19 protein-coding genes are annotated in these 21511 nt (G+C 71.4%); 1 reads left to right on the top strand and 18 read right to left on the bottom strand.

Annotation, left to right across the window (positions count from 1 at the left end):
* Window positions 1-132: 132 nt before the first annotated feature.
* The 16 genes from ABIC61_RS01800 to fmt form a co-directional block, all read right to left on the bottom strand.
* Window positions 133-1590 carry a glutamate synthase subunit beta gene (locus ABIC61_RS01800; protein WP_144749664.1) on the bottom strand — a complete coding sequence of 486 codons (1458 nt, stop codon included), beginning with the start codon at window positions 1588-1590 and terminating at the stop codon, window positions 133-135.
* Window positions 1583-6178, bottom strand: a complete 4596-nt coding sequence (gltB, locus tag ABIC61_RS01805) for a glutamate synthase large subunit (RefSeq protein WP_502908774.1) — start codon at window positions 6176-6178, stop codon at window positions 1583-1585. Before gltB ends, ABIC61_RS01800 begins: the two co-directional genes overlap by 8 nt.
* A gap of 206 nt (window positions 6179-6384) precedes the next feature.
* Window positions 6385-7383, bottom strand: a complete 999-nt coding sequence (lgt, locus tag ABIC61_RS01810) for a prolipoprotein diacylglyceryl transferase (protein WP_354028596.1) — start codon at window positions 7381-7383, stop codon at window positions 6385-6387.
* A 125-nt stretch (window positions 7384-7508) separates the two neighbouring features.
* On the bottom strand, window positions 7509-8318 hold the full coding sequence (gene trpA, locus ABIC61_RS01815) for a tryptophan synthase subunit alpha (RefSeq protein ID WP_144749660.1): 810 nt from the start codon (window positions 8316-8318) through the stop codon (window positions 7509-7511).
* Complete coding sequence (gene trpB / locus ABIC61_RS01820; RefSeq protein ID WP_354028597.1) at window positions 8315-9529, bottom strand: tryptophan synthase subunit beta; 1215 nt, start codon at window positions 9527-9529, stop codon at window positions 8315-8317. The genes trpA and trpB overlap by 4 nt, the downstream gene beginning before the upstream one ends.
* A gap of 75 nt (window positions 9530-9604) precedes the next feature.
* Window positions 9605-10390 carry an indole-3-glycerol phosphate synthase TrpC gene (gene trpC / locus ABIC61_RS01825; protein WP_354028716.1) on the bottom strand — a complete coding sequence of 262 codons (786 nt, stop codon included), beginning with the start codon at window positions 10388-10390 and terminating at the stop codon, window positions 9605-9607.
* A gap of 16 nt (window positions 10391-10406) precedes the next feature.
* Window positions 10407-10646, bottom strand: a complete 240-nt coding sequence (locus tag ABIC61_RS01830; RefSeq protein WP_097179007.1) for a DUF6704 family protein — start codon at window positions 10644-10646, stop codon at window positions 10407-10409.
* Complete coding sequence (locus ABIC61_RS01835; RefSeq protein WP_354028598.1) at window positions 10643-11359, bottom strand: Trp biosynthesis-associated membrane protein; 717 nt, start codon at window positions 11357-11359, stop codon at window positions 10643-10645. Before ABIC61_RS01835 ends, ABIC61_RS01830 begins: the two co-directional genes overlap by 4 nt.
* Window positions 11356-12900: an anthranilate synthase component I gene (locus ABIC61_RS01840; RefSeq protein WP_354028599.1), complete on the bottom strand. Its 1545-nt coding sequence runs from the start codon at window positions 12898-12900 to the stop codon at window positions 11356-11358. The genes ABIC61_RS01835 and ABIC61_RS01840 overlap by 4 nt, the downstream gene beginning before the upstream one ends.
* Window positions 12897-13319 (bottom strand): phosphoribosyl-AMP cyclohydrolase, encoded by a 423-nt coding sequence (gene hisI / locus ABIC61_RS01845; RefSeq protein WP_354028600.1) that lies wholly within the window; start codon window positions 13317-13319, stop codon window positions 12897-12899. The genes ABIC61_RS01840 and hisI overlap by 4 nt, the downstream gene beginning before the upstream one ends.
* Window positions 13320-13326: 7 nt before the next feature.
* The gene (gene hisF / locus ABIC61_RS01850) at window positions 13327-14091 is read right to left on the bottom strand and encodes an imidazole glycerol phosphate synthase subunit HisF (RefSeq protein WP_354028601.1); all 765 of its coding nucleotides are present in this window, start codon (window positions 14089-14091) and stop codon (window positions 13327-13329) included.
* On the bottom strand, window positions 14088-14927 hold the full coding sequence (gene hisG / locus ABIC61_RS01855; protein WP_354028602.1) for an ATP phosphoribosyltransferase: 840 nt from the start codon (window positions 14925-14927) through the stop codon (window positions 14088-14090). The genes hisF and hisG overlap by 4 nt, the downstream gene beginning before the upstream one ends.
* Window positions 14928-15002: 75 nt before the next feature.
* Window positions 15003-15266: a phosphoribosyl-ATP diphosphatase gene (locus ABIC61_RS01860; protein WP_079238914.1), complete on the bottom strand. Its 264-nt coding sequence runs from the start codon at window positions 15264-15266 to the stop codon at window positions 15003-15005.
* 56 nt (window positions 15267-15322) lie between these two features.
* On the bottom strand, window positions 15323-15982 hold the full coding sequence (gene rpe, locus ABIC61_RS01865) for a ribulose-phosphate 3-epimerase (RefSeq protein WP_144749646.1): 660 nt from the start codon (window positions 15980-15982) through the stop codon (window positions 15323-15325).
* Between the two features lie 124 nt (window positions 15983-16106).
* On the bottom strand, window positions 16107-17648 hold the full coding sequence (locus ABIC61_RS01870; RefSeq protein WP_354028603.1) for an RsmB/NOP family class I SAM-dependent RNA methyltransferase: 1542 nt from the start codon (window positions 17646-17648) through the stop codon (window positions 16107-16109).
* Window positions 17645-18580 carry a methionyl-tRNA formyltransferase gene (fmt, locus tag ABIC61_RS01875; protein WP_354028604.1) on the bottom strand — a complete coding sequence of 312 codons (936 nt, stop codon included), beginning with the start codon at window positions 18578-18580 and terminating at the stop codon, window positions 17645-17647. The genes ABIC61_RS01870 and fmt overlap by 4 nt, the downstream gene beginning before the upstream one ends.
* An 87-nt stretch (window positions 18581-18667) precedes the next feature.
* On the opposite strand from fmt, the gene ABIC61_RS01880 reads away from it, so the two are divergent.
* Complete coding sequence (locus tag ABIC61_RS01880; protein WP_354028605.1) at window positions 18668-19126, top strand: DUF4383 domain-containing protein; 459 nt, start codon at window positions 18668-18670, stop codon at window positions 19124-19126.
* On the opposite strand, the gene ABIC61_RS01885 is transcribed toward ABIC61_RS01880, so the two are convergent.
* A complete protein-coding gene (locus ABIC61_RS01885) occupies window positions 19113-20330 on the bottom strand; it encodes a glycine C-acetyltransferase (RefSeq protein ID WP_354028606.1) in 1218 nt (405 codons plus the stop codon). The two genes, ABIC61_RS01880 and ABIC61_RS01885, sit on opposite strands and share 14 nt — an antisense overlap.
* On the bottom strand, window positions 20330-21385 hold the full coding sequence (gene tdh, locus ABIC61_RS01890) for an L-threonine 3-dehydrogenase (RefSeq protein WP_354028717.1): 1056 nt from the start codon (window positions 21383-21385) through the stop codon (window positions 20330-20332). The genes ABIC61_RS01885 and tdh overlap by 1 nt, the downstream gene beginning before the upstream one ends.
* Between the last annotated feature and the right edge of the window lie 126 nt (window positions 21386-21511).

Genomic DNA, 21511 nt, shown 5'->3' on the forward strand with positions numbered 1-21511 from the left:
GTGGTGGATGGTGCTTGGGTTTCCGCGCTGTGGGGCCGCGCGGAACGAAGCGAGGCCACCAGCACCCTATCGAGTGCTGGTGGCCTGACGCTCACTGGTCGGTCCGGGTTCCCGATGCGTTCACGTCGGACCTCAGACGGTGATCGCGCGGTCGGTGGCCTTGACGGGTGCCGGGAGGATCGTCGAACCCTCGAGGTACTCGTCGACCTTGGCAGCGGCGGCACGCCCCTCGGCGATCGCCCACACGATGAGCGACTGCCCACGGCCCGCGTCGCCGGCGATGAACACGCCCGGCTCGTTGGTGGAGTAGTCCGCCTGACGGGACACCGCACCGGACACCGTCGTCGGCAGACCGAGCTGTGGCTCGAGCGTGTCGGTCTCCGGACCGGTGAAGCCCATGGCGATGAGGACGAGGTCCGCGGGGATCTCGCGCTCGGTGCCTGCCTTCGGGACGCGGCGGCCGTCGAGGTACTCGGTCTCGGCGACGCGCAGTGCGCGGACCTCGCCGGCCTCGTTCGCCAGGAACTCGACGGTCGACGCCAGGTAGTGCCGCTCGCCGCCTTCCTCGTGGGCACTCGTGACCTCGAAGACCGTCGGGAACATCGGCCACGGCTGCTCGGACGGACGCTCCAGCGGCGGCTGCTTGCCGATCGCCAGGTTCGTCACGCTCAGCGCGCCCTGCCGGTGCGCCGTGCCGATGCAGTCCGCACCGGTGTCGCCGCCGCCGATGACGACGACGTGCTTGCCCTCGGCCGTCAGCTGGTTGTCGACCGTGGTGCCCGCGTTCGCCTTGTTCTGCTGGACGAGGTAGTCCATCGCGAAGTGCACGCCGTCGTGGTCGCGCCCCGGGATGGGCAGGTCGCGCGGCACCGTGGCGCCGGTCGCGACGACGACCGCGTCGTAGCGGGACTTCAGGTCGTCCCAGGTGATGTCCCGGCCGATCTCGACACCGGCACGGAACCGGGTGCCCTCGGCCTGCATCTGGGCGAGACGCGCGTCGATCTGGCGCTTCTCCATCTTGAAGTCCGGGATGCCGTAGCGCAGCAGACCGCCGATGCGGTCGTCGCGCTCGTACACCGCGACCGTGTGACCGGCGCGGGTCAGCTGCTGCGCGGCGGCGAGGCCGGCCGGGCCGGACCCCACGACGGCGACGGTCTTGCCGGTGAGTCGCTCCGGCGGGTGCGGCGTGACCCAACCGTTCTGGAACGCCTCGTCGATGATCGAGACCTCGACCTGCTTGATCGTCACCGGGGGCTGGTTGATGCCCAGCACGCAGGAGGACTCGCACGGCGCGGGGCACAGCCGACCGGTGAACTCCGGGAAGTTGTTCGTCGCGTGGAGCCGCTCGATCGCCTGGCGACCCTCGCCGCGCCACGTGAGGTCGTTCCACTCCGGGATGAGGTTGCCGAGCGGACAGCCCTGGTGGCAGAACGGCACACCGCAGTCCATGCAGCGGCCGGCCTGACGCTTGAGCGCGCCGGACTCCTGCTGCTCGTAGACCTCTTTCCAGTCCATGAGCCGCACGGGCACGGGACGACGGGCCGGGAGCTCGCGCTCCTGGACCTTCAGGAATCCCTTGGGGTCAGCCACCGGTCACCTCCAGAATTCTGTTCCAGACGACGTCGCCGTCCGGGTCGAGGCCCTCGTCGACGGCCTGCTGTCGGGTCTCGAGCACCGCCGCGTAGTCGCGCGGCAGCACCTTGACGAAGTCGCTCAGGTCACCGGACTCGAGCAGTTCGGCGGCGAGCGTGGACCCGGTCTCGGCCGCGTGGCGGGCGAGCAGGTCGTTCACGATCTCGACGTCGGCGCTGTCGAGCGACTCGAGCCGCAGTTCGCCGGACGCGAGCGAGTCGGTGTTCACGTGCTCCGTCCGGAGACCGCGGACGTACGCCGTACCGCCGGACATGCCGGCGCCGAGGTTCCGACCCGTCTCGCCGAGGATGAGCGCGAGGCCACCGGTCATGTACTCGAGCGCGTGGTCGCCCACGCCCTCGACCACCGCGGTCGCCCCGGAGTTGCGCACCAGGAAGCGTTCGCCCACGATGCCGCGGATGAACATGCTGCCCTGGGTCGCGCCGTAGCCGATGACGTTGCCGGCGATGACGTTCTCGGCCGGGTCGAAGCCCGAGCCGGCGTCTGGTCGGACGATGACCTCGCCACCGGACAGTCCCTTGCCGACGTAGTCGTTGCTGTCGCCGATGAGCCGCAGCGTGATGCCGGCCGGCAGGAACGCACCGAGCGACTGCCCGGCCGAACCGCGCAGGGTCACGTCGATCGATCCGGACGGGAGGCCGTTCTCGCCGTGACGGAGCGTGACCTCGTGCCCGAGCATCGTGCCGACCGCCCGCTCCGTGTTCCGGATCGGCAGGTCGAGCGCGATCGTGCCGCCGTGCTCGAGGACGTCGGAGGTCTGCTGGATCAGCTGCACGTCGAAGTGCTGCTCGAGCTCGTGGTCCTGGTCGCGCTGGTGCCGGCGCGGCTCGTCGGCCTCGAAGCGCGGGCCCTTGAGGACGGGCTCCAGGTCGAGGCCGGAGGCCTTCCAGTGCTCGACGGCACGGTCGACGTCGAGGGCGTCGGCGTGCCCGATCGCCTCTTCGAGGGTGCGGAACCCGAGCTCGGCGAGGAGCTCGCGCACTTCCTGCGCGATGAACTCGAAGAAGTTCACGACGAACTCGGGCTTGCCGCTGAACCGCTTGCGGAGCTCCGGGTTCTGCGTCGCGACGCCCACCGGGCAGGTGTCCAGGTGGCAGACGCGCATCAGGATGCAGCCCTCGACCACGAGCGGCGCGGTCGCGAAGCCGTACTCCTCGGCGCCGAGCAGCGCGGCCACGACGACGTCACGACCGGTCTTCATCTGCCCGTCGACCTGCACGACCACCCGGTCGCGCATGCCGTTGAGCATGAGCGTCTGCTGCGTCTCGGCGAGGCCGATCTCCCACGGGGTCCCCGCGTGCTTGAGCGAGTTCAGGGGCGACGCACCCGTGCCACCGTCGTGCCCGGACACGAGCACGACGTCGGCGAGGGCCTTCGTCACACCCGCGGCCACGGCCCCGATGCCGGACTGGCTCACGAGCTTCACGTGCACGCGAGCGGACGGGTTCGCCCGCTTCACGTCGAAGATGAGCTGTTTGAGGTCCTCGATCGAGTAGATGTCGTGGTGCGGCGGCGGCGAGATCAGGCCGACTCCGGCCGTCGCGTGCCGCGTGCGGGCGACCCACGGGTAGACCTTCGTCGGGGGCAGCTGCCCGCCCTCGCCCGGCTTCGCGCCCTGCGCCATCTTCAGCTGGATGTCCGTGGCGTGCGTCAGGTACATGCTCGTGACGCCGAAGCGCCCGGACGCGACCTGCTTGATCGCACTGCGGCGCTCGGGGTCGAGCAGTCGGTCGACGTCCTCGCCGCCCTCACCCGTGTTCGACCGGCCGCCGAGTCGGTTCATCGCGATCGCGAGCGTCTCGTGGGCTTCCTTCGAGATGGAGCCGTAGGACATCGCGCCGGTGTTGAACCGCTTGACGATCGACTCGATCGGCTCGACCTCGTCGAGTGCCACGGGCTTCCGAGCACCGTTCTTGAAGCGGAACAGGCCGCGGAGCGTCATGAGCTGCTCGGACTGGTCGTCGACCGCCTGCGAGTACTCGCGGAAGATGTCGTAGCGGCGTGAGCGCGTGGCGTGCTGCAGCCGGAACACGGTGTCCGGGTTGAACAGGTGCGGCGGACCCTCGCGACGCCACTGGTACTCGCCGCCGGTCTGCAGGCGCTCGTGCGAGAGCACCGCGCCGTCCTGCGGGTACGCCTGGGCGTGCCGCTCGGCGTTCTCCTTCGCGATGACCTCGATGCCGACTCCACCGAGGATCGACGACGTCCCGGTGAAGTAGCGGTCGACGAACTCCTGGCTGAGCCCCACGGCCTCGAACGCCTGTGCCCCCGCGTAGCTGGACACGGTGGAGATGCCCATCTTCGACATGATCTTCAGGACGCCCTTGCCGAGCGCCTTGATCACGTTCTTGACGGCCTGCTCCGGTGTGACGCCGCTGATCATGCCCTGACGGACGAGGATCTCGCAGGTCTCCATCGCGAGGTACGGGTTGATCGCCGACGCGCCGTACCCGATGAGGGTCGCGACGTGGTGGACCTCGCGCACGTCGCCGGCCTCGACGATCAGGCCGACCTTCATGCGCTGCTCGGTGCGGATCAGGTGGTGGTGCACCGCAGCGAGCAGCAGGAGGCTCGGCACCGGGGCCTGCTCGGCGTTGCCGTCGCGGTCGGACAGCACGATGAACTGCTTGCCCGACTCGATCGCGGCGTCGACCTCGTCGCACACGGCAGCGATGCGCTTCTGCATCGCCTTCTTGCCGGCGTCGACGCGGTACAGACCCTTGATCGTCACGGTGAGGTGGCGGCCGGACTCGGTCTCGAAGTGCTGGATCTTCGCGAGCTCGTCGTTGTCGATGACGGGGAAGTCGAGCGTGATCTGCTTCGCGTGCTCGGGGCCGGCGGTGAGCAGGTTGCGCTCGGGACCGAGACCCATGCCCATCGACGTGATGACCTGCTCGCGGATCGAGTCGAGCGGCGGGTTCGTCACCTGCGCGAACTGCTGCGTGAAGTAGTCGAAGAGCAGCCGCGGACGCTGGGACAGGACGGCGATCGGTGTGTCCGACCCCATCGCGCCGAGGGGCTCCGCACCGGTCTGCGCCATCGGACGCAGCAGGATGCGGACCTCTTCCTCGGTGTAGCCGAAGGCGCGCTGCCGCCGGGTCACCGAAGCGGGGGTGTGCACGATGTGCTCGCGGTCCGGCAGGTCGCCGAGGTTGATGCGGCCCTCGTCGAGCCACTCGCCCCACGGACCGGAGGTCGCCAGCTCGCGCTTGACCTCGTCGTCCTCGATGATGCGACCGGCCTCGGTGTCCACGAGGAACATGCGGCCCGGGCGCAGACGGCCCTTCCGCACGACCTTGCCGGCGGGCACGTCGATGACGCCGGTCTCCGACCCCATCACGATGAGGCCGTCGTCGGTGACGAGGAACCGACCGGGGCGCAGGCCGTTCCGGTCGAGGGTCGCGCCGACGACCGAGCCGTCGGTGAAGGTGATCGCCGCCGGTCCGTCCCACGGCTCCATGAGCATCGAGTGGTACTCGTAGAAGGCGCGGAGCTCCGGGTCCATCCCGACCTGGTTCTCCCAGGCCTCCGGCACCATCATCGACACCGCGTGCGGCAGCGACCGGCCGGTCAGGGTGAGGAGCTCGAGGACCTCGTCGAACGAGGCCGAGTCGCTCGCACCGGGGCTGACGATCGGCAGCAGCGGCGCCATGTCGCCGAGGAGTTCGCTCTGCAGCTGGGACTGCCGCGCCCGCATCCAGTTGCGGTTGCCGCGGACGGTGTTGATCTCACCGTTGTGCGCGAGCGTGCGGAACGGCTGGGCGAGCGGCCAGGACGGGAACGTGTTCGTCGAGTACCGCGAGTGCACGATCGCGAGCTTCGACGCGAAGCGCTCGTCGCTGAGGTCCGGGTAGAAGGGCTCGAGCTGGAGCGTCGTGACCATGCCCTTGTAGACCATGGTCCGGCTCGACAGCGACATGAAGTACACCTCGGCGTCGTGCTCGGCACGCTTGCGGAGGCGGAAGGTCTGCCGGTCGAGGGCGATGCCGCTCCACGACTCGCCGTGCACGTCGTGCCGGATCGACGCGACGAACAGTTGCTCGAACGCGGGCATCGCCGCGCGCGCCAGCGTGCCGAGGACCTCGGGGCGGACCGGGACCTCGCGCCAGCCGAGGACCCGCAGGCCCTCTTCACGGGCGAGGCGCTCGACGGCGCCCTTCACCGCGTGCCGGTCGTCCTCGTCGACGGGCAGGTACGCCGTACCGACCGCGTACTCCCCCGCTGCCGGCAGGTCGAACGGCACCTCGGCGCGGAAGAACTCGTCCGGCACCTGGCACAGGATGCCCGCGCCGTCACCGGTGCCCGCGTCCGAACCGACCGCACCGCGGTGCTCGAGGTTCCGCAGCGCGCCGAGAGCCGCGTCGACGATGTCGTGACCGGCGGTGCCGCGGAGCGTCGCGACCATCGCGAGGCCGCACGCGTCCTTCTCGTTCGCCGGGTCGTACATGCCGGCGGCGTCGGGAACCGCGGAGAACCGACGGTGGGGCGGCAGGAGGCCTGCGGACTGGGGTGGCTGGAGCGCCATGGGGAACCGTCCTCACGAGGAAGTGGAACAGGGACAGCGGTGGCCCGGTGGTGCGTTCCGCCCGAACGGGCGGGACTGGTGCCCGTGCCCGCCGTCAGCGAGTTGGCCTGACGGCGTGCGAGGTGTCGGACCCGGTTGTGGTGGGTCCTGGGGGTGCTGCTGGCACTCGTGCCCGATCGGGATCGGTCACGCAGGAGGGGTGCTTCCTAGGCGCGGCCAGCGGTGCTGGTGGTGACCGGATCGGAGTCGGTGACGGACGCCGGAGCGTCGTCGTCGGTCTCCGACCAGGTGTCGTCCGAGTCTACCCCGGACTTCGAGCGGGGCTCGCGACCGGGCAGGTACGGGCTCGGCTCCTTGCCGAGGTGCCGCTTGGACTGGACGAGGAAGATGATGATGCCGAGCAGGATCGCCGCGAAGGACATCCACACGTTCGTCCGGATGCCGAAGAACGTCTCGCTCGTGTCGACGCGGATGGACTCGAGGACCGACCGGCCGACGCCGTACCAGATCAGGTAGAGCGACAGGACCTTGCCCCACTGCAGGCGGAACTTCTTGTCGAGCAGCAAGATCACGATGACGCCGACGACGTTCCAGATGATCTCGTAGAGGAACGTCGGGTGGAACAGCGTGCCCTCGGGCAGGCCCTTGGGGAACGCCGGGTTCGACGACTCGATCTGGAGACCCCACGGCAGGCTCGTCGGCATGCCGAACAGCTCGTGGTTGAAGTAGTTGCCGAGGCGACCGAACGCCTGGGCGAGCAGCACACCCGGCACGACCGCGTCGATGAACGCCGTGAAGCGCAGGCCGACCTGACGGCAGCCGATGTACGCGCCGACCGAACCGAGGATGAGCGCGCCGAAGATGGCGAGGCCGCCCTCCCAGATGTAGAGGAAGGACAACGGGTCACGGCCCGGGCCGAAGTAGTCGCTGACGTGCGTGAAGACGTGGAACAGTCGACCGCCGATGATGCCGGCCGGGACCGCCCAGATCGCGATGTCGATGATGATCCAGCGCTCGACACCACGCGCGTTCAGGCGGCGGTTGGCGAGCACGACCGCCGCGACGATCCCGAGCAGGATGCAGATCGCGTAGGCGTGGATGCGGAAGTCGAGGGGCAGCGACCAGCCGAACACGTCGCGCAGCCAGGCCGTGAGGTCGAAGTACTGCCAGGCCGTGCTCGGGCTCGGGATGCTCAGGAGGGGCATGGAGGTGCTGTCGCCTTTCGGTACTGGCTGGGCGCGGTGCCGACTTGTCGTCGGCCCCGCTCACTGTAGCGCGGGACGTGCCTGCGTCAGGAACGCGGACGGCGGTCCTGTGGAAACTGTGACCGTCAGCGGCGCTGTGCGCCCGTGGTGAGGTCCGCTGCCCGGTCGGCCACACCCTGGACACCCAGGTCGGCCAGCGCGCGCACGAAGGCGGACCCGACGATCGCGCCGTCCGCGTACTCGAGGACCTCGCCCACCTGCTCCGCGGTCGAGATGCCGAGACCGACGCACGTGCGCGCGACCCCGGCGTCACGGAGCCGCGACACGACGGTGCGCGCGGCGACGTCGACGCCCTCACGAGCACCGGTGACGCCCATCGTCGAGACGGCGTAGACGAACCCGCGGCTCGACTCCACCGCCTGCTGCATGCGCGTGTCCGACGATGACGGTGCGGCGAGGAACACCCGGTCCAGGCCGGTGCGCTCGGACTCGCGGATCCACTCGGCGCCCTCGTCCGGGATGAGGTCCGGCGTGATGAGCCCGGCGGCCCCTGCGGCGACGAGGTCGTCGGCGAACCGCTCGACCCCGTAGCGGAGCACCGGGTTCCAGTACGTCATCACGAGCACGGGCACGTTCGCCCGCTCCGTGATCTGGTGCACGGCGTCGAACACCTGCGCGACACGGAAGCCGTTCGCCAGGCTCTCCTCGGCGGCACGCTGGATGACCGGGCCGTCCATCACCGGGTCGGAGTACGGCAGGCCGAGCTCGATGACGTCGACGCCGTTCTCGGCGAGGGCGACCGCGGCGTCGACACTGGTCTGCACGTCCGGGTAGCCGGCCGGCAGGTAGCCGATGACGGCGCCCGCGCGCTCGGCTTTGGCGGTGTCGATCGTCGTCGCGACCGTGCGGTCCGCGTTCGTCTGGGTGTTGGTCACAGCTGCACCGCGTTCTCGTCGAGGATGCCGAAGTAGCGACTGGCGGACGCGACGTCCTTGTCACCGCGGCCGGACAGGGAGACGAGGATGACGCCCTCGGGACCGAGCGCCTTGCCGAGCTTGATCGCGCCGGCGAGGGCGTGCGACGACTCGATCGCCGGCAGGATGCCCTCGGTCCGGCTCAGCAGGCGGAACGCCTCCATCGCCTCGTCGTCGGTGATGGGCTCGTACTTCGCACGGCCGATCGACGCCAGGTAGGCGTGCTCCGGACCGACGCTCGGGTAGTCGAGCCCGGCGGAGATGCTGTGGCTCTCGATCGTCTGGCCGTCCTCGTCCTGCATGAGGTAGGACTTCGTGCCCTGGAGGACTCCCTCGCGGCCGAGCGTGATGCTCGCGGCGTGACGTCCGGTCTCGACGCCGTCCCCACCGGCCTCGAAGCCGTGCAGCGCGACCGACTCGTCGTCGAGGAACGCCTCGAAGATGCCCATCGCGTTCGACCCGCCGCCGACGCACGCGGCGACGGCGTCGGGCAGCCGGCCGAACTTGTCGAGCACCTGCTGCCGGGCCTCCTCGCCGATGACCTTGTGGAACTCGCGGACCATCTCGGGGAACGGGTGCGGGCCCGCCACGGTGCCGAGCAGGTAGTGCGTGGAGTCGACGTTGGCGACCCAGTCGCGTAGGGCGTCGTTGATGGCGTCCTTCAGGGTGCGCGAACCGGTCTCGACCGGGATCACCTCGGCGCCGAGCAGCCGCATCCGGGCGACGTTCAGCGCCTGGCGCTCGGTGTCGACCGCGCCCATGTAGACGACGCAGTCCATGCCGAACAGCGCTGCCGCGGTGGCCGTCGCGACGCCGTGCTGACCGGCACCCGTCTCGGCGATCAGGCGGGTCTTGCCGAGCCGCTTCGCCACGAGCGCCTGACCGAGCACGTTGTTGATCTTGTGCGAGCCGGTGTGGTTGAGGTCCTCGCGCTTGAGGATGATCCGGGCACCGCCGGCGTGCTTCGCGAACCGGGGCGCCTCGGTGATGATCGACGGGCGGCCGGTGTAGTCGCGCTGGAGCGTGTCGAGTTCTTCGCGGAACGTCGGGTCGGCCCAGGCCTCGCGGAACGCCGCCTCGAGCTCGTCGAGCGCCAGGACGAGCGACTCGGGGACGAACCGCCCGCCGAAGTCGCCGAAGTACGGGCCGTGTAGGTCACGGAGTGAGGTCACGATGGGTCTCCCGGAACGCGCCCGCCGGAGCGGGCTGGGACATGCCCGGCGAACCGGGCCGGATGGGCGCCGCCGTCAGCCGCGGTCGGCGGCTGCGATGAACGACGCGAGTGTGGCGGCGGGGTCGTCGCCCGTCACGAGCGCCTCCCCCACCAGGACGACGTCGGCACCCGCGGAGCGGTAGTGCGCGACGTCGGCAGGACCGGCGACCGCGGACTCGGCGACGCGGACGACCCCGTCGGGGATGCGGTCGGCGAGCGATCCGAACAGGTCGCGGTCGAGCGAGAAGTCGGTCAGGTCGCGGGCGTTCACGCCGAGGATCCGCGCGCCGGCGTCGAGGCCACGGGAGACTTCGTCACCGGAGTGTGCCTCGACCAGGACGCGCATGCCGAGCTCCTCGGCCAGGGTGTGGAGCTCGACCAGCTGCTGCTGCTCGAGCGCCGCCACGATCAGGAGCACGACGTCCGCCCCCGCCGCGCGTGCCTCGATCACCTGGTACGGGTCGGCGATGAAGTCCTTGCGCAGGACGGGCACCCCGACGCGGGCCTTGACGGCTTCGAGATCGGCGAGGCTGCCGAGGAACTTGCGCCCCTCGGTGAGCACGCTGATCGTCGACGCCCCGCCGCGCTCGTAGTCGGCCGCGAGCGACGCCGGGTCCTCGATCGGCGCCATCGACCCGCGGGACGGGCTGGCGCGCTTGACCTCGGCGAGGATCTTCACCCGGTCGCCTGGTGCCAGGAACTCGAGGGCGTCGAGCGGGGACGCGACACGGTCCAGGTCGCGTTCGACGTCCGAGTACGGACGGTCGACGCGACGGGCCGCGGCGTCCTCGAGCGCGCCCGCGACGAGGGTCTCGAGCACGTTCGGCATGCCGGACCTACTCGGAGTGGTGCTTGGGGACGAACTTCGGGCCGTTCACGCCGTAGCCCGCCTTCGCCATCACGGCGCCGACGATGAGCCCGACGAGCACGACGGCTGCGGAGGCCCAGACGCCCGCGGCGATGTCGAACCAGAAGAACAGCGTGCCTGCCGCGAATCCGATCAGCATGATCACGACGGCGGTCCAGGCGGCCGGCGAGTGGCCCTCGCCGAGTTCTGCGGGCTCAGTGTTGCTCACGGTGCTCCTCGTTCTGCTCCGGCGCCGTCGTTCGACCGGCGCCCCTTCGATCCTACCGGGTCGTCCCCGGGTGCACCGGCACCCGTGTCGGCGGCGGTGTCGTCCGCGGCGGTCGGGTCGACCCCGGCGCTGAGGTCGTCCCAGTCGACGACGGCGTCCCGTTCGACCGGCGCGGCGGCCCGTGCCTGCGCGGCGGCGCCGGCGGTCGCGGCACCGTACTTGCGGCTCGGGCCCGGCCAGGAGCGCTGCACGAACAGGACCACGATGCCGAGCAGCACGGCGAGTACGCCGCCGACGATCCCGACGACGGGCCAGGCGGTGACGTCCACGGTCGACACGACGCGACGGACCGCGGTCAGGTCACTCACGCCGGCGACCTCGCCGACGGCACCCTTGGCCGCCGCCACCGGGTCCGCGAGGGCGGTGATGCCGGACACGACCACACCGAGGCCCAGCAGGACCTCGACGCACGCGAGCACGATCCGCACGACCCGACCCGCGATGGTCATCGCCAGGAAGAGCGCCAGACTCGCGATCGCCAGCGCGGTGTACGACGGCACGGCGGCGGCACCGTCGGCGTCAACCGTCGACGTGACCGCGGCACCGGCGTGCAGGTGCACCGTGAACCAGGTCTGCGTCCACGACAGCATGATGATGCCCGCGACGGCCAGCCCGGCGACGACGACGAGCGGACGGGAGCGGCGGGCGTTCACGCGCGCACCTCGCGCATCCGGTTCGCGGTCGCGACGGCACGCAGCGGGGCAGCGGCCTTGTTGATCGCCTCGACGTGCTCGGTCTCCGGGTCGGAGTCCGCCACGAGCCCCGCACCGGCCTGCACGCGCGCGACACCGTCCTTGATGAGCGCCGTGCGGATCGCGATCGCGAGGTCCGCGTCGCCCGCGAAGTCGAAGTAGCCGACGACCCCGGCGTACGCGCCGCGCTTGGCGGGCTCGAGCTCGTCGATGATCTCCAACGCCCGCGGCTTCGGCGCCCCGGACAGGGTGCCGGCGGGGAACGTCGCGCGGAACACGTCGATCGCCGAGGCCTCGGGACGCACCGCGCCCTCGACGCTCGACACGAGGTGCATGATGTGGCTGAACCGCTCGACCGTCATGAACTCGGTGACCGCGACGGTCCCGGGCTCGCAGACCTTCTGCAGGTCGTTGCGGGCCAGGTCGACGAGCATGAGGTGCTCGGCGCGCTCCTTCGGGTCCTCGAGCAGGTCCTCGCCGAGGCGGACGTCCTCCTCCGGGGTCGCACCACGCGGGCGCGAACCGGCGATCGGGTGCGTGATGGCACGACCGGCCTGCACCTTCACGAGGGCCTCCGGCGACGCTCCGACGATCCAGAACGGGTCACCCGCGGTGTCGGCCAGCGACAGGAAGTACATGTACGGGCTCGGGTTCAGGGTCCGGAGCACGCGGTAGACGTCGAGCGGGTCCGCCGTCACGTCGTGGTCGAACCGCTGCGAGATGACGACCTGGAACACGTCGCCGTCGCGGATGAACTCCTTCGAGCGCTCGACCGCGGCCTGGTACTCGGCCGGGGTGGAGCGGTGCGTCGGCGTCGGCTCGGCGATGTCGAACGCCTCGGCCACGGTCGCGATGCTCGGCGCGACGAGGTCGGCCTGCATGCGGTCGAGCCGGGTCTGCGCGTCCGACCAGAGCGTCTCGGCGTCGTCGGTGCCGTCGTTCAGCACGCTCGCGACGAGCAGGACGAGTCCGGTGCGGTGGTCGAGTGCGGCGAGCTCCGACACGAACGAGAGCGCCTGGCCCGGGACGTCGAAGTCGGCCGGGGGCATGTTCGGCAGGTGTTCGAGCTGGCGTACGGCCTCCCACCCGATGAAGCCCACGGTGCCGCCGACGAGCGGCGGGGTCCCCGGGATGCGCGGGGTCGCCCAGCGCTCGTGCAGCCGCGCGAGGACCTCGAGCGGCTCACCGTCGAGCGAGTCGACGGCGCGCGACGCCGGGATCCCGGTGTCGATCCACGCGGCGCGGTCGCCGTCCTGCGTGAGCACGCCGAAGCTGCGGACACCGACGAACGACCAGCGCGACCACAGGCCGCCCTGCCCCGCCGACTCGAGCAGGAACGTGCCGGGCCGGCCGTCCGCGAGCTTGCGGTAGACGCCGACCGGCGTCTCGCTGTCGGCGTAGAGCGCGCGCACGACGGGGACGACACGGTGGCCGCCCAGCAGGGCGTCGAACTCCGGCCTGGAGGTGGTGTGCGGCTTGTCGGAGAGCGTCGCCGTCGTCATCGGGTCGCCTCCACTGCCCCGCTCGCCGGAGCAGACGCCACTGTGCTGGTCGGGGCTGTCGCCGTTACGGGATCGAGGGGGTCGACGTCGAAGCAGCGGTGCGCACCCGTGTGGCACGCGGCACCGACCTGCTCGACGGTGACGAGGAGCGTGTCCGCGTCGCAGTCGAACGCCGCGCCGCGCACGTACTGCGCGTGTCCCGACGTGTCGCCCTTGCGCCAGTACTCGTTCCGGGAGCGGGACCAGAAGGTCACGCGTCCCTCGGTGAGGGTGCGGCGGAGGGCTTCCCGGTCCATGTAGCCGAGCATGAGGACGTCCTTCGACGATTCCTCCTGCACGACGGCGGGGAGCAGCCCGTCCGCACCGAACCGCGCGCGGTCGAGGACCGCGTCCGTGCTGGTGCTGGTGCTGTCGGTCATGAGACTCCTAGCGTACGGCGTGACCGGACGCGCGCAGCGCGTCCTTGACGTCGCCCACCGTCATCTCGCCGCGGTGGAAGACGGAGGCGGCGAGGAGTGCATCCGCACCTGCGTCGACGGCGGGGGCGAAGTGCTCGAGCCGACCCGCGCCTCCAGACGCGATGACCGGCACCGAGGACACCGCACGGACCGCGGCCACGAGTTCGAGGTCGAACCCGTTCTTCGTCCCGTCGGCGTCGATGGAGTTGACGAGCAGCTCCCCCGCGCCGCGCTCCACGGCCTCGCGGGCCCAGGCGATCGCGTCGAGGTCGGACTCGGTCCGCCCGCCGTGCGTCGTGACGACGAACCCGGACGGCATCCGGTCGGAACGCTTGACGTCCAGGGACAGGACGACTGCCTGTGCGCCGAACCGGTCCGCGATCTCGCCGACGAGGTCCGGGCGGGCGATCGCGGCGCTGTTCACGCCGATCTTGTCGGCGCCGCACTGCTGCAGGCGCGAGACGTCGTCGACGCTGCGGACCCCGCCGCCGACCGTGAGCGGGATGAAGACCTGCTCCGCGGTGCGCGTCACGGTGTCGTACATCGTCGCGCGGTTCTCCACCGTCGCGCCGACGTCGAGGAACGTCAGCTCGTCCGCACCCTGTTCGTAGTAGCGGGCCGCGAGCTCGACGGGGTCGCCGGCGTCCTGCAGGTCGAGGAAGTTCACGCCCTTGACGACGCGTCCGCCCTGGACGTCCAGGCACGGGATGACCCGGACGGAGACCCCGGTCACAGCCGCGCGGCGTGGATCGGGCTGACGAGGATGGCACGGGCGCCGAGGTCGTACAGCGCGTCCATGATGAGGTTCGCGTCCTCGCGCGGGATCATCACGCGCACCGCGGACCAGTCGCGACCGTGCAGCGGCGACACCGTCGGCGACTCGATGCCCGAGGCCACCGCCGTGGCCTGCTCGAGCAGTGTCGTCGGGATGTCGTAGTCGAGCATGACGTACCCGCGGGCGACGAGCACGCCCTGCAGGCGGCGACGGAGCACGTCGATGCCCGGGATCGACTCGTCGGTCGAGACGAGCAGCGCGGTCGACTCGAGGATGACCGGGCCGAAGATCTCGAGGCCGGCCTGCCGCAGCGTGCTGCCCGTCGAGACGACGTCGGCGACGGCGTCCGCGACACCGAGGCGCACGGCGCTCTCGACCGCGCCGTCGAGCTTCACGAGCGTCGCGGTGACGCCGTGCTTCGCGAGGAAGTCCCCGACGAGCCCCGGGTAGCTCGTCGCCACCCGCACGCCGTCGAGGTCCTGCAGGGTGCTGAACCGACCGGGCGTCCCGGCGAACCGGAACGTCGAGTCGGCGAAGCCGAGCGCGTCGACCTCGTGCGCCGCCGATCCGGAGTCGAGCAGCAGGTCGCGCCCGGTGATGCCGACGTCGAGCGCGCCCGAGCCGACGTACGTGGCGATGTCGCGGGGACGGAGGAAGAAGAACTCCACCCCGTTGCGCTCGTCGAGCAGGTGGAGCGCCTTCGGGTCGCGGCGACCGGCGTACCCGGCCTCCCGGAGCATCTCGGAAGCGGTCTCGGACAGGGAGCCCTTGTTGGGCACGGCGATGCGGAGCATCAGGTGGGTCTGCTTTCTGCTGGAGGTCGGGGACGACTGCGGGTCGCGACGACGCCGGGTGGCGCGTGCGGATCCCTACAGATGTCGCCAGACGTCCGCCGGGGTGAGGCCCTTCGCGATCATGAGCACCTGCAGGTGGTACACGAGCTGCGAGATCTCCTCCGAGGTGCGCTCGTCACCCTCGTACTCGGCCGCCATCCAGACCTCGGCTGCCTCTTCCACGATCTTCTTGCCGATCTGGTGCACGCCGGCGTCCAGTTCGGCGACGGTGCCGGAGCCCTCGGGGCGCGTGCGCGCCTTCTCGGTGAGCTCCTGGAACAGGTCGTCGAACGTCTTCACGCCGACCAGGCTACCGTCCTCGGACCCGAGGGCCGCCGTACCGTCCGGACGGGTGCTCACGATCGGGCCCGGGCTGCTGCTTCGCGGAGGTCCGCGATGCGCGCGGCTGGCTCGCCGCCGTACACGGCGGAGCCCGCGACGAGCGTGTCCGCGCCGGCCGCGACGGCCTCGGGCACGGTGTCGACCGCGATGCCGCCGTCGACCTCGAGCCAGACGTCCAGCCCGGAGGCGTCCACCGCGGCACGCGCGTCGGCGAGCTTCGGCATCACGGACGGCATGAACGACTGGCCACCGAAGCCCGGCTCGACCGTCATGAGCAGGATCATGTCGTAGGCGTCGAGGTGGTGCAGGACCTGGGTGATCGGCGTGCCCGGCTTCACGGCGACCGCGGCACGGGCCCCGTTCGACCGGATCGCGGCGGCGGTGGCCACCGGGTCGTTCGCCGCCTCGAAGTGGAACGTGACGCTCGACGCCCCGGTCTCGGCGTACTTCGGCGCGTTCGCATCGGCGTCGGTGACCATCAGGTGGACGTCGAGCGGCACCGGGGAGACCTCCTGCAGGCGCTGCACGATCGGCAGGCCCAGCGTGAGGTTCGGCACGAAGTGGTTGTCCATCACGTCGACGTGCACCAGGTCGGCGGTCTCGATGCGGTGGAGCTCGCGCTCGAGGTTCGCGAAGTCGGCGGACAGGATGCTCGGCGAGATGCGGATCGTCACCGGGCAAGCCTACCGGCGGCTCGGGCACGCGGGACTCGGCGCCAGCGACGGTTCTCGGGCCCCGCGGCTCGAGGACTGTCGCTCAGCGCGAGAATCGGCCCCGCGGCACCCGCGGGGCGACGCGTCAGGCGGTGCGACGGAACAGGGCGATGAACATCGCGTCCGTCCCGATGCGGTGCGGCCACAGCTGCGCCGTGTTGCCGTCCGCGACGTGCGGGTCACGAGCAGCGACCGACCGCACGACGGACGCGGTGTCGAGCTGCTCGAGCACGCCCCCGTGCCGCGCCATCAGGGCATCGACCTGCCCGCGCGTCTCCGCCAGGTGCGGCGAGCACGTCACGTACGCCAGGGTCCCGCCGGGCGCGAGCACCCGGACGGCCGCGTCGAGCAGCTCGGCCTGCAGGGCGGCGAGCTCTGGGACGTCCTCCGGCTGCTTCCGCCACCGTGCCTCCGGGCGACGCCGGAGCGCCCCCAGCCCGGTGCACGGGGCGTCGAGCAGGATCCGGTCGAACGTCACACCGGCGCCGTCGCGCCCGAAGCGCCGACCGTCGCCCTCGACGACGGTCACGCCGTCGCCGAACCCCGCGAGGGCCTTCCGCACCAGTCCGGCCCGCGCCGGCACGAGTTCGTTCGCCACGAGGGCGGCCCCGCCCTGCGCCGCCTCGGCCGCGAGCAACGCGGCCTTGCCACCGGGCCCGGCGCACAGGTCGAGCCAGCGCTCCCCCGGTCGGACCGCGGACGACCGGCTCAGCGCCAGCGCCGCGAGCTGCGAGCCCTCGTCCTGCACGCGGAGCCGCCCGGCACTGACGCCGGGCACGCGGGCCGGGTCGCCACTGATCCCGCGGATGCCGACGGGTGAGACCGGCAGGTCCGCCTCGTGGTCGGTGGGTCGGACGGGAGGCGCGGCCTCCGTGTCCTCGTCGGCTGCGGCTCCGGAGGCGGCCGGCGCCGGCTCGTCGGACGGCACGTCGACGTCATCGGGCACGTCGTCGACGACGGCGGCGTGGGCGGTGGCGGCGGTGACGTCCTCGTCGGTGGCCAGCCCGGGCAGCGCCGCGAGCTGCACGCGGGGTGCGACGTTGTCGGCGGCGAGGAGTGCGGCGAGCTCGTCGCGCGAGCGTTCTGCCGCGAGGGCGTCACGGAGCGCGGAGACGACCCACACCGGGTGCGACCAGCGGGCAGCGAGGAGCGCGTCACCACCACGCCCCTCGGTGATGAGCGCGTCCCACTCGTCGTCGGTGCGGGCGCCGACCTTGCGCAGCACGGCGTTGACGAAGCCGGTGGCACGGTGGGCGCCGACCTCGCGGGCGAGCTCGACCGTGGCGGACACCGCGGCGTGCGTCGGGGTGCGCATGCCGAGCAGCTGGTGGGCACCGAGGCGCATGACGTCGAGCACGTCGGACTCGATGTTGTCGATCCGGCGTCCCGAAGCGAGGGCGACGATCGCGTCGTACCGACCGAGCATCCGGATGGACCCGTAGGTCAGCTCGGTCGCGAACGCAGCGTCTCGCGCGCTCAGGCCCGCACGGCGGATGCGCGTCGGCAGGAGCAGGTTCGCGTACGCGTCGTCGACCTGCACGGCGCGGAGGACGTCGAACGCCACCCGTCGGGCGCTGGTCTGCCGGGGACCGTGGTTCCGGCGCTGGCCGGAGTTCGTGCCGCTCATGCGAGGACCTTCCCGTCGAGTCCGCCCAGGCCGCGGGCCCAGGCGGCGGCGTCCATCGCCTTCTTCCCTGCCGGCTGCACCTCGGTGAGCACGAGCGGATCGTCGGCGGTCCCGACGAGCAGCCGACCGCCCTGGACGGTCAGCGCGCCGGGGGCGAGCGACGGGGCGGGGTCCGGCGTGCCTCCCGGCAGTCTGGAGCTGCGGAGCAGCTTGACGCGGGTCTCGCCGAGGTGGGCGTACGCACCGGGCTCGGGCGTGACCCCGCGCAGGCGGGCGTGGACGGCGGCGGCGGGTGCGGCGAAGTCGACGCGGCCGTCGTCGATGGTGAGCTTCGGGGCGAGGGTGGGCTCGCCGGACTGCTCGGTGGCGACCGCGGTGCCGGCGGCGATGCCGTCGACGACGCGGACGACCGTCTCGGCGCCGGTCTCGGCCATCGCGGCGAGGACCTCGCCGGAGGTGGCCTCGGGGTCGATGTCGAACGGGTCGCTCGCGTACACCGGGCCGGCGTCGAGCGCCTCGACGAGCTGGAACACCGTCGCGGCGGTGCGGGTGTCGCCGGCCATCACCGCACGCTGGACCGGAGCGGCGCCGCGGTACTGCGGCAGGTCGGAGAAGTGCAGGTTGACCCAGCCGAGCCGCGGGGCGTCGAGCGCCGGGCGACGGAGCAGCGCGCCGTAGGCGACGATGACGCCGAGGTCGACCCCGAGGTCGGCGATGCGCGCGGTGACCTCGTCGTCGACGCGGGAGGCCTCGATCACCGGGAGGCCGAGCTCCTCGGCGACCTGGGCGACGGGGGTCGGGGTGAGGACGCGCTTCCGGCCCTGCGGGGTCGCCGGACGGGTGAGCACCGCGGCGATCTCGTGCTCGGACGCCGCGAGGCGGCGGAGGGTGGGGACGGCCGCAGCGGGGCTGCCGGCGACGACGAGACGCATGGGTTCGATCCTCCCATGTCCGCAGCATCCGGACGGCCGGGTCCGGCATCGGTACCGTCGGCCGCAGCCGAACGAGGAGGTTCCACCATGTCCGACGTCACCACCCCCACCGACCGCTACGCCGGTTCGAGCATCCAGAAGGTTTCACTCCTCGTCGGGATCGTCTTCCTGCTGGTCGGGATCGCCGGGTTCGTCCCCGGCCTGACCACCGGTGACCTCGGGGGTGCCGGGCACGGATCGATGGCGATGCTGCTCGGACTGTTCCAGGTGTCGGTGCTGCACAACATCGTGCACCTGCTGTTCGGTGTCGTCGGTCTGCTGGCGGCCGGGTACGCGACCGGGTCACGGATGTACCTCGTCCTCGGCGGCGTCGTCTACTTCGTGCTCTGGGTGTACGGGCTCTTCACCGCCGGGCACTCCTTCGGCGCGAACTTCGTGCCGCTGAACTGGGCGGACAACTGGCTCCACCTGGTGCTCTCGATCGGGATGGTGGCGCTCGGCGTGGTGTTCCCGCGCGAGCGCCGCCACCCCGTCAGCGCTGCGTGACCGAAGCGGTGCCGGTGCCGGCGCCGGGGTCGGCTGCGGCACGGGCCTCGGTGAAGGCCGTCACGCACCGCCGGACCTGCTCCTCGGTGTGCGCTGCCGACAGCTGCACGCGGATCCGCGCCCGGCCCTTCGGGACGACCGGGTAACTGAACGCCGTGACGTAGATCCCGCGCGTCTGCATCTCGTCCGCGACCCGCGCGGTCAGGGCGGCGTCGTGGAACATCACCGGGACGATCGGGTGCTCCCCCGGCAGCAGGTCGAACCCGGCATCCGTCATGAGCGACCGGAACAGCGCGGCGTTCTCGCGCAACCGGGCTCGAGCGTCGTCCGACTGCTCGATGAGGTCGAGCGCGGCGACGGTCCCCGCGGCGATCACCGGTGCGAGCGAGTTCGAGAACAGGTACGGGCGGGACCGCTGCCGCAGCAGGTCCACGATCTCCCGGCGGCTGGCCACGTACCCGCCGCTGGCGCCCCCGAGGGCCTTGCCGAACGTGCCCGTGTAGACGTCGACCCGGTCCGCGACCCCGCACAGCTCCGGGGTGCCCCGACCGTGCTCGCCGACGAAGCCGACAGCGTGCGAGTCGTCGACGATCACGAGCGCGTCGTACCGGTCCGCGAGGTCGCAGATCTCGGCCAGGGGCGCGATCGAACCGTCCATCGAGAACACGCCGTCGGTGACGATCGCGCGGAAGCGGGCGTCCCCGGCGGCGATCAGCTGCGCCTCGAGGTCCTGCACGTCGCGGTTCCGGTAGCGGTACCGCTGCGCCTTCGACAGCCGCACGCCGTCGATGATCGAGGCGTGGTTCAGCTCGTCGGAGATGATCGCGTCCTCGGCGCCGAGGAGCACCTCGAACAGGCCGCCGTTGGCGTCGAAGCACGACGAGTACAGGATCGTCGCCTCGGTCCCCAGGAAGGACGAGACCCGTCGCTCGAGGTCGAGGTGCAGGTCTTGCGTGCCGCAGATGAACCGCACGCTCGCCATGCCGTAGCCCCACCGGTCGAGGGCACCCTTCGCAGCCTCGACCAGATCGGCGGAGTCGGCGAGTCCGAGGTAGTTGTTCGCGCAGAAGTTCAGCAGGTCGACGCCGTCCGCCTCGATCGCCGCGCGCTGCGGTCCGGCGATGCCGCGCTCCCGCTTCGTCAGCCCGGCGTCCTCGATGCCCGCGAGCTCCGCCGCCAGGTGGTCCTTGATCGCGCCGTACATCAGATCTCCGTCCAGTCGATGACGACCTTGCCGCCGTCCGCACTCGCCGCCGCGGCGAACGCCGGTTCCCAGTCCCGGGCGGCGAACCGCGCCGAGACGATCGAGCCGATGCGGTCCCGCAGGACCTCGCTGGTCTGCAGCATCGAGCTCATGGTCTGCCAGGTCTCGAACATCTCGCGACCGTAGATGCCCTTCACGGTCAGCATGTGGGTGACGACCTTCCCCCAGTCGACGCCGATCTCCCCCGTCGGCAGCCCGAGCATCGCGATCCGACCGCCGTGGTTCATCGTGTCGACCATCGACGGCAGGGCGGTCGGTGCACCGGACATCTCGAAGCCGACGTCGAAGCCCTCGCGCATGCCGAGCCGTTCCTGCGCGCCGCGCAGCGCGGCCACACCGTCGCCACCGCTGACGTCGACGCCGAGGTCGGCCCCCATCTCGGTCGCCATCGCGAGCCGGTTCGTGCTGACGTCGGTGCCGACCACGAACCGGGCGCCGGCGTGCCGGGCCACCGCGATCGCCATGAGCCCGATGGGACCGCACCCGGTGACGAGCACGTCCTCGCCGATCACCGGGAACGCGAGCGCCGTGTGCACCGCGTTGCCGAGCGGGTCGAACAGCGCACCGACGTCGGGGTCGACGTCGGTGTGGTGCACCCAGACGTTCGCGCCCGGCAGGGTCAGGTACTCCGCGAACGCGCCGTCACGCTGGACCCCGAGCCCCTTCGTGCGGATGCACATCTGGCGTCGGCCGGCGCGGCAGTTCCGGCACGTCCCGCACACGATGTGCCCCTCGCCGGACACCCGGTCCCCCACGGCGACGTCACGGACGGCGGAGCCGACCTCGACCACCTCGCCGAAGAACTCGTGTCCGGGGACGAGCGGGGCCGTGACCGCGGAGGCCGCCCAGGCGTCCCACCGACGGATGTGCAGGTCGGTCCCGCAGATCCCGGTGCGGAGCACCCGGATGAGGACCTCGTCCTCCGTCGGGACCGGCACCGGCCGTTCGGTCATGGTCAGTCCCGGAGCAGTGTCCGGCTTGTACAGCGCCCTCATCGGCGTCATCCGCGTCACCTCGTCGTGCGTGATGTGTGTCCGTGGCGGCTCGTGACCGCCGTCGTCCAGCCTGGCACAGGTCGTGCGGGTCGGCGACGGTCGACTCGGTACGACATCGCCGACGTC

This window comes from Curtobacterium sp. 1544, assembly GCF_040544915.1.
In the GTDB taxonomy this organism is placed as follows: Bacteria; Actinomycetota; Actinomycetes; order Actinomycetales; family Microbacteriaceae; genus Curtobacterium; species Curtobacterium pusillum_C.

Coding starts and splice junctions, on each gene's coding strand:
- gltB (WP_502908774.1), bottom strand. CDS start 6,178: ATGGCGCTCCAGCCACCCCAGTCCGCAGGCCTCCTGCCGCCCCACCGT.
- lgt (WP_354028596.1), bottom strand. CDS start 7,383: ATGCCCCTCCTGAGCATCCCGAGCCCGAGCACGGCCTGGCAGTACTTC.
- ABIC61_RS01840 (WP_354028599.1), bottom strand. CDS start 12,900: ATGACGACGGCGACGCTCTCCGACAAGCCGCACACCACCTCCAGGCCG.
- hisI (WP_354028600.1), bottom strand. CDS start 13,319: ATGACCGACAGCACCAGCACCAGCACGGACGCGGTCCTCGACCGCGCG.
- hisG (WP_354028602.1), bottom strand. CDS start 14,927: ATGCTCCGCATCGCCGTGCCCAACAAGGGCTCCCTGTCCGAGACCGCT.
- ABIC61_RS01870 (WP_354028603.1), bottom strand. CDS start 17,648: ATGAGCGGCACGAACTCCGGCCAGCGCCGGAACCACGGTCCCCGGCAG.
- fmt (WP_354028604.1), bottom strand. CDS start 18,580: ATGCGTCTCGTCGTCGCCGGCAGCCCCGCTGCGGCCGTCCCCACCCTC.
- ABIC61_RS01880 (WP_354028605.1), top strand. CDS start 18,668: ATGTCCGACGTCACCACCCCCACCGACCGCTACGCCGGTTCGAGCATC.
- ABIC61_RS01885 (WP_354028606.1), bottom strand. CDS start 20,330: ATGTACGGCGCGATCAAGGACCACCTGGCGGCGGAGCTCGCGGGCATC.
- tdh (WP_354028717.1), bottom strand. CDS start 21,385: ATGAGGGCGCTGTACAAGCCGGACACTGCTCCGGGACTGACCATGACC.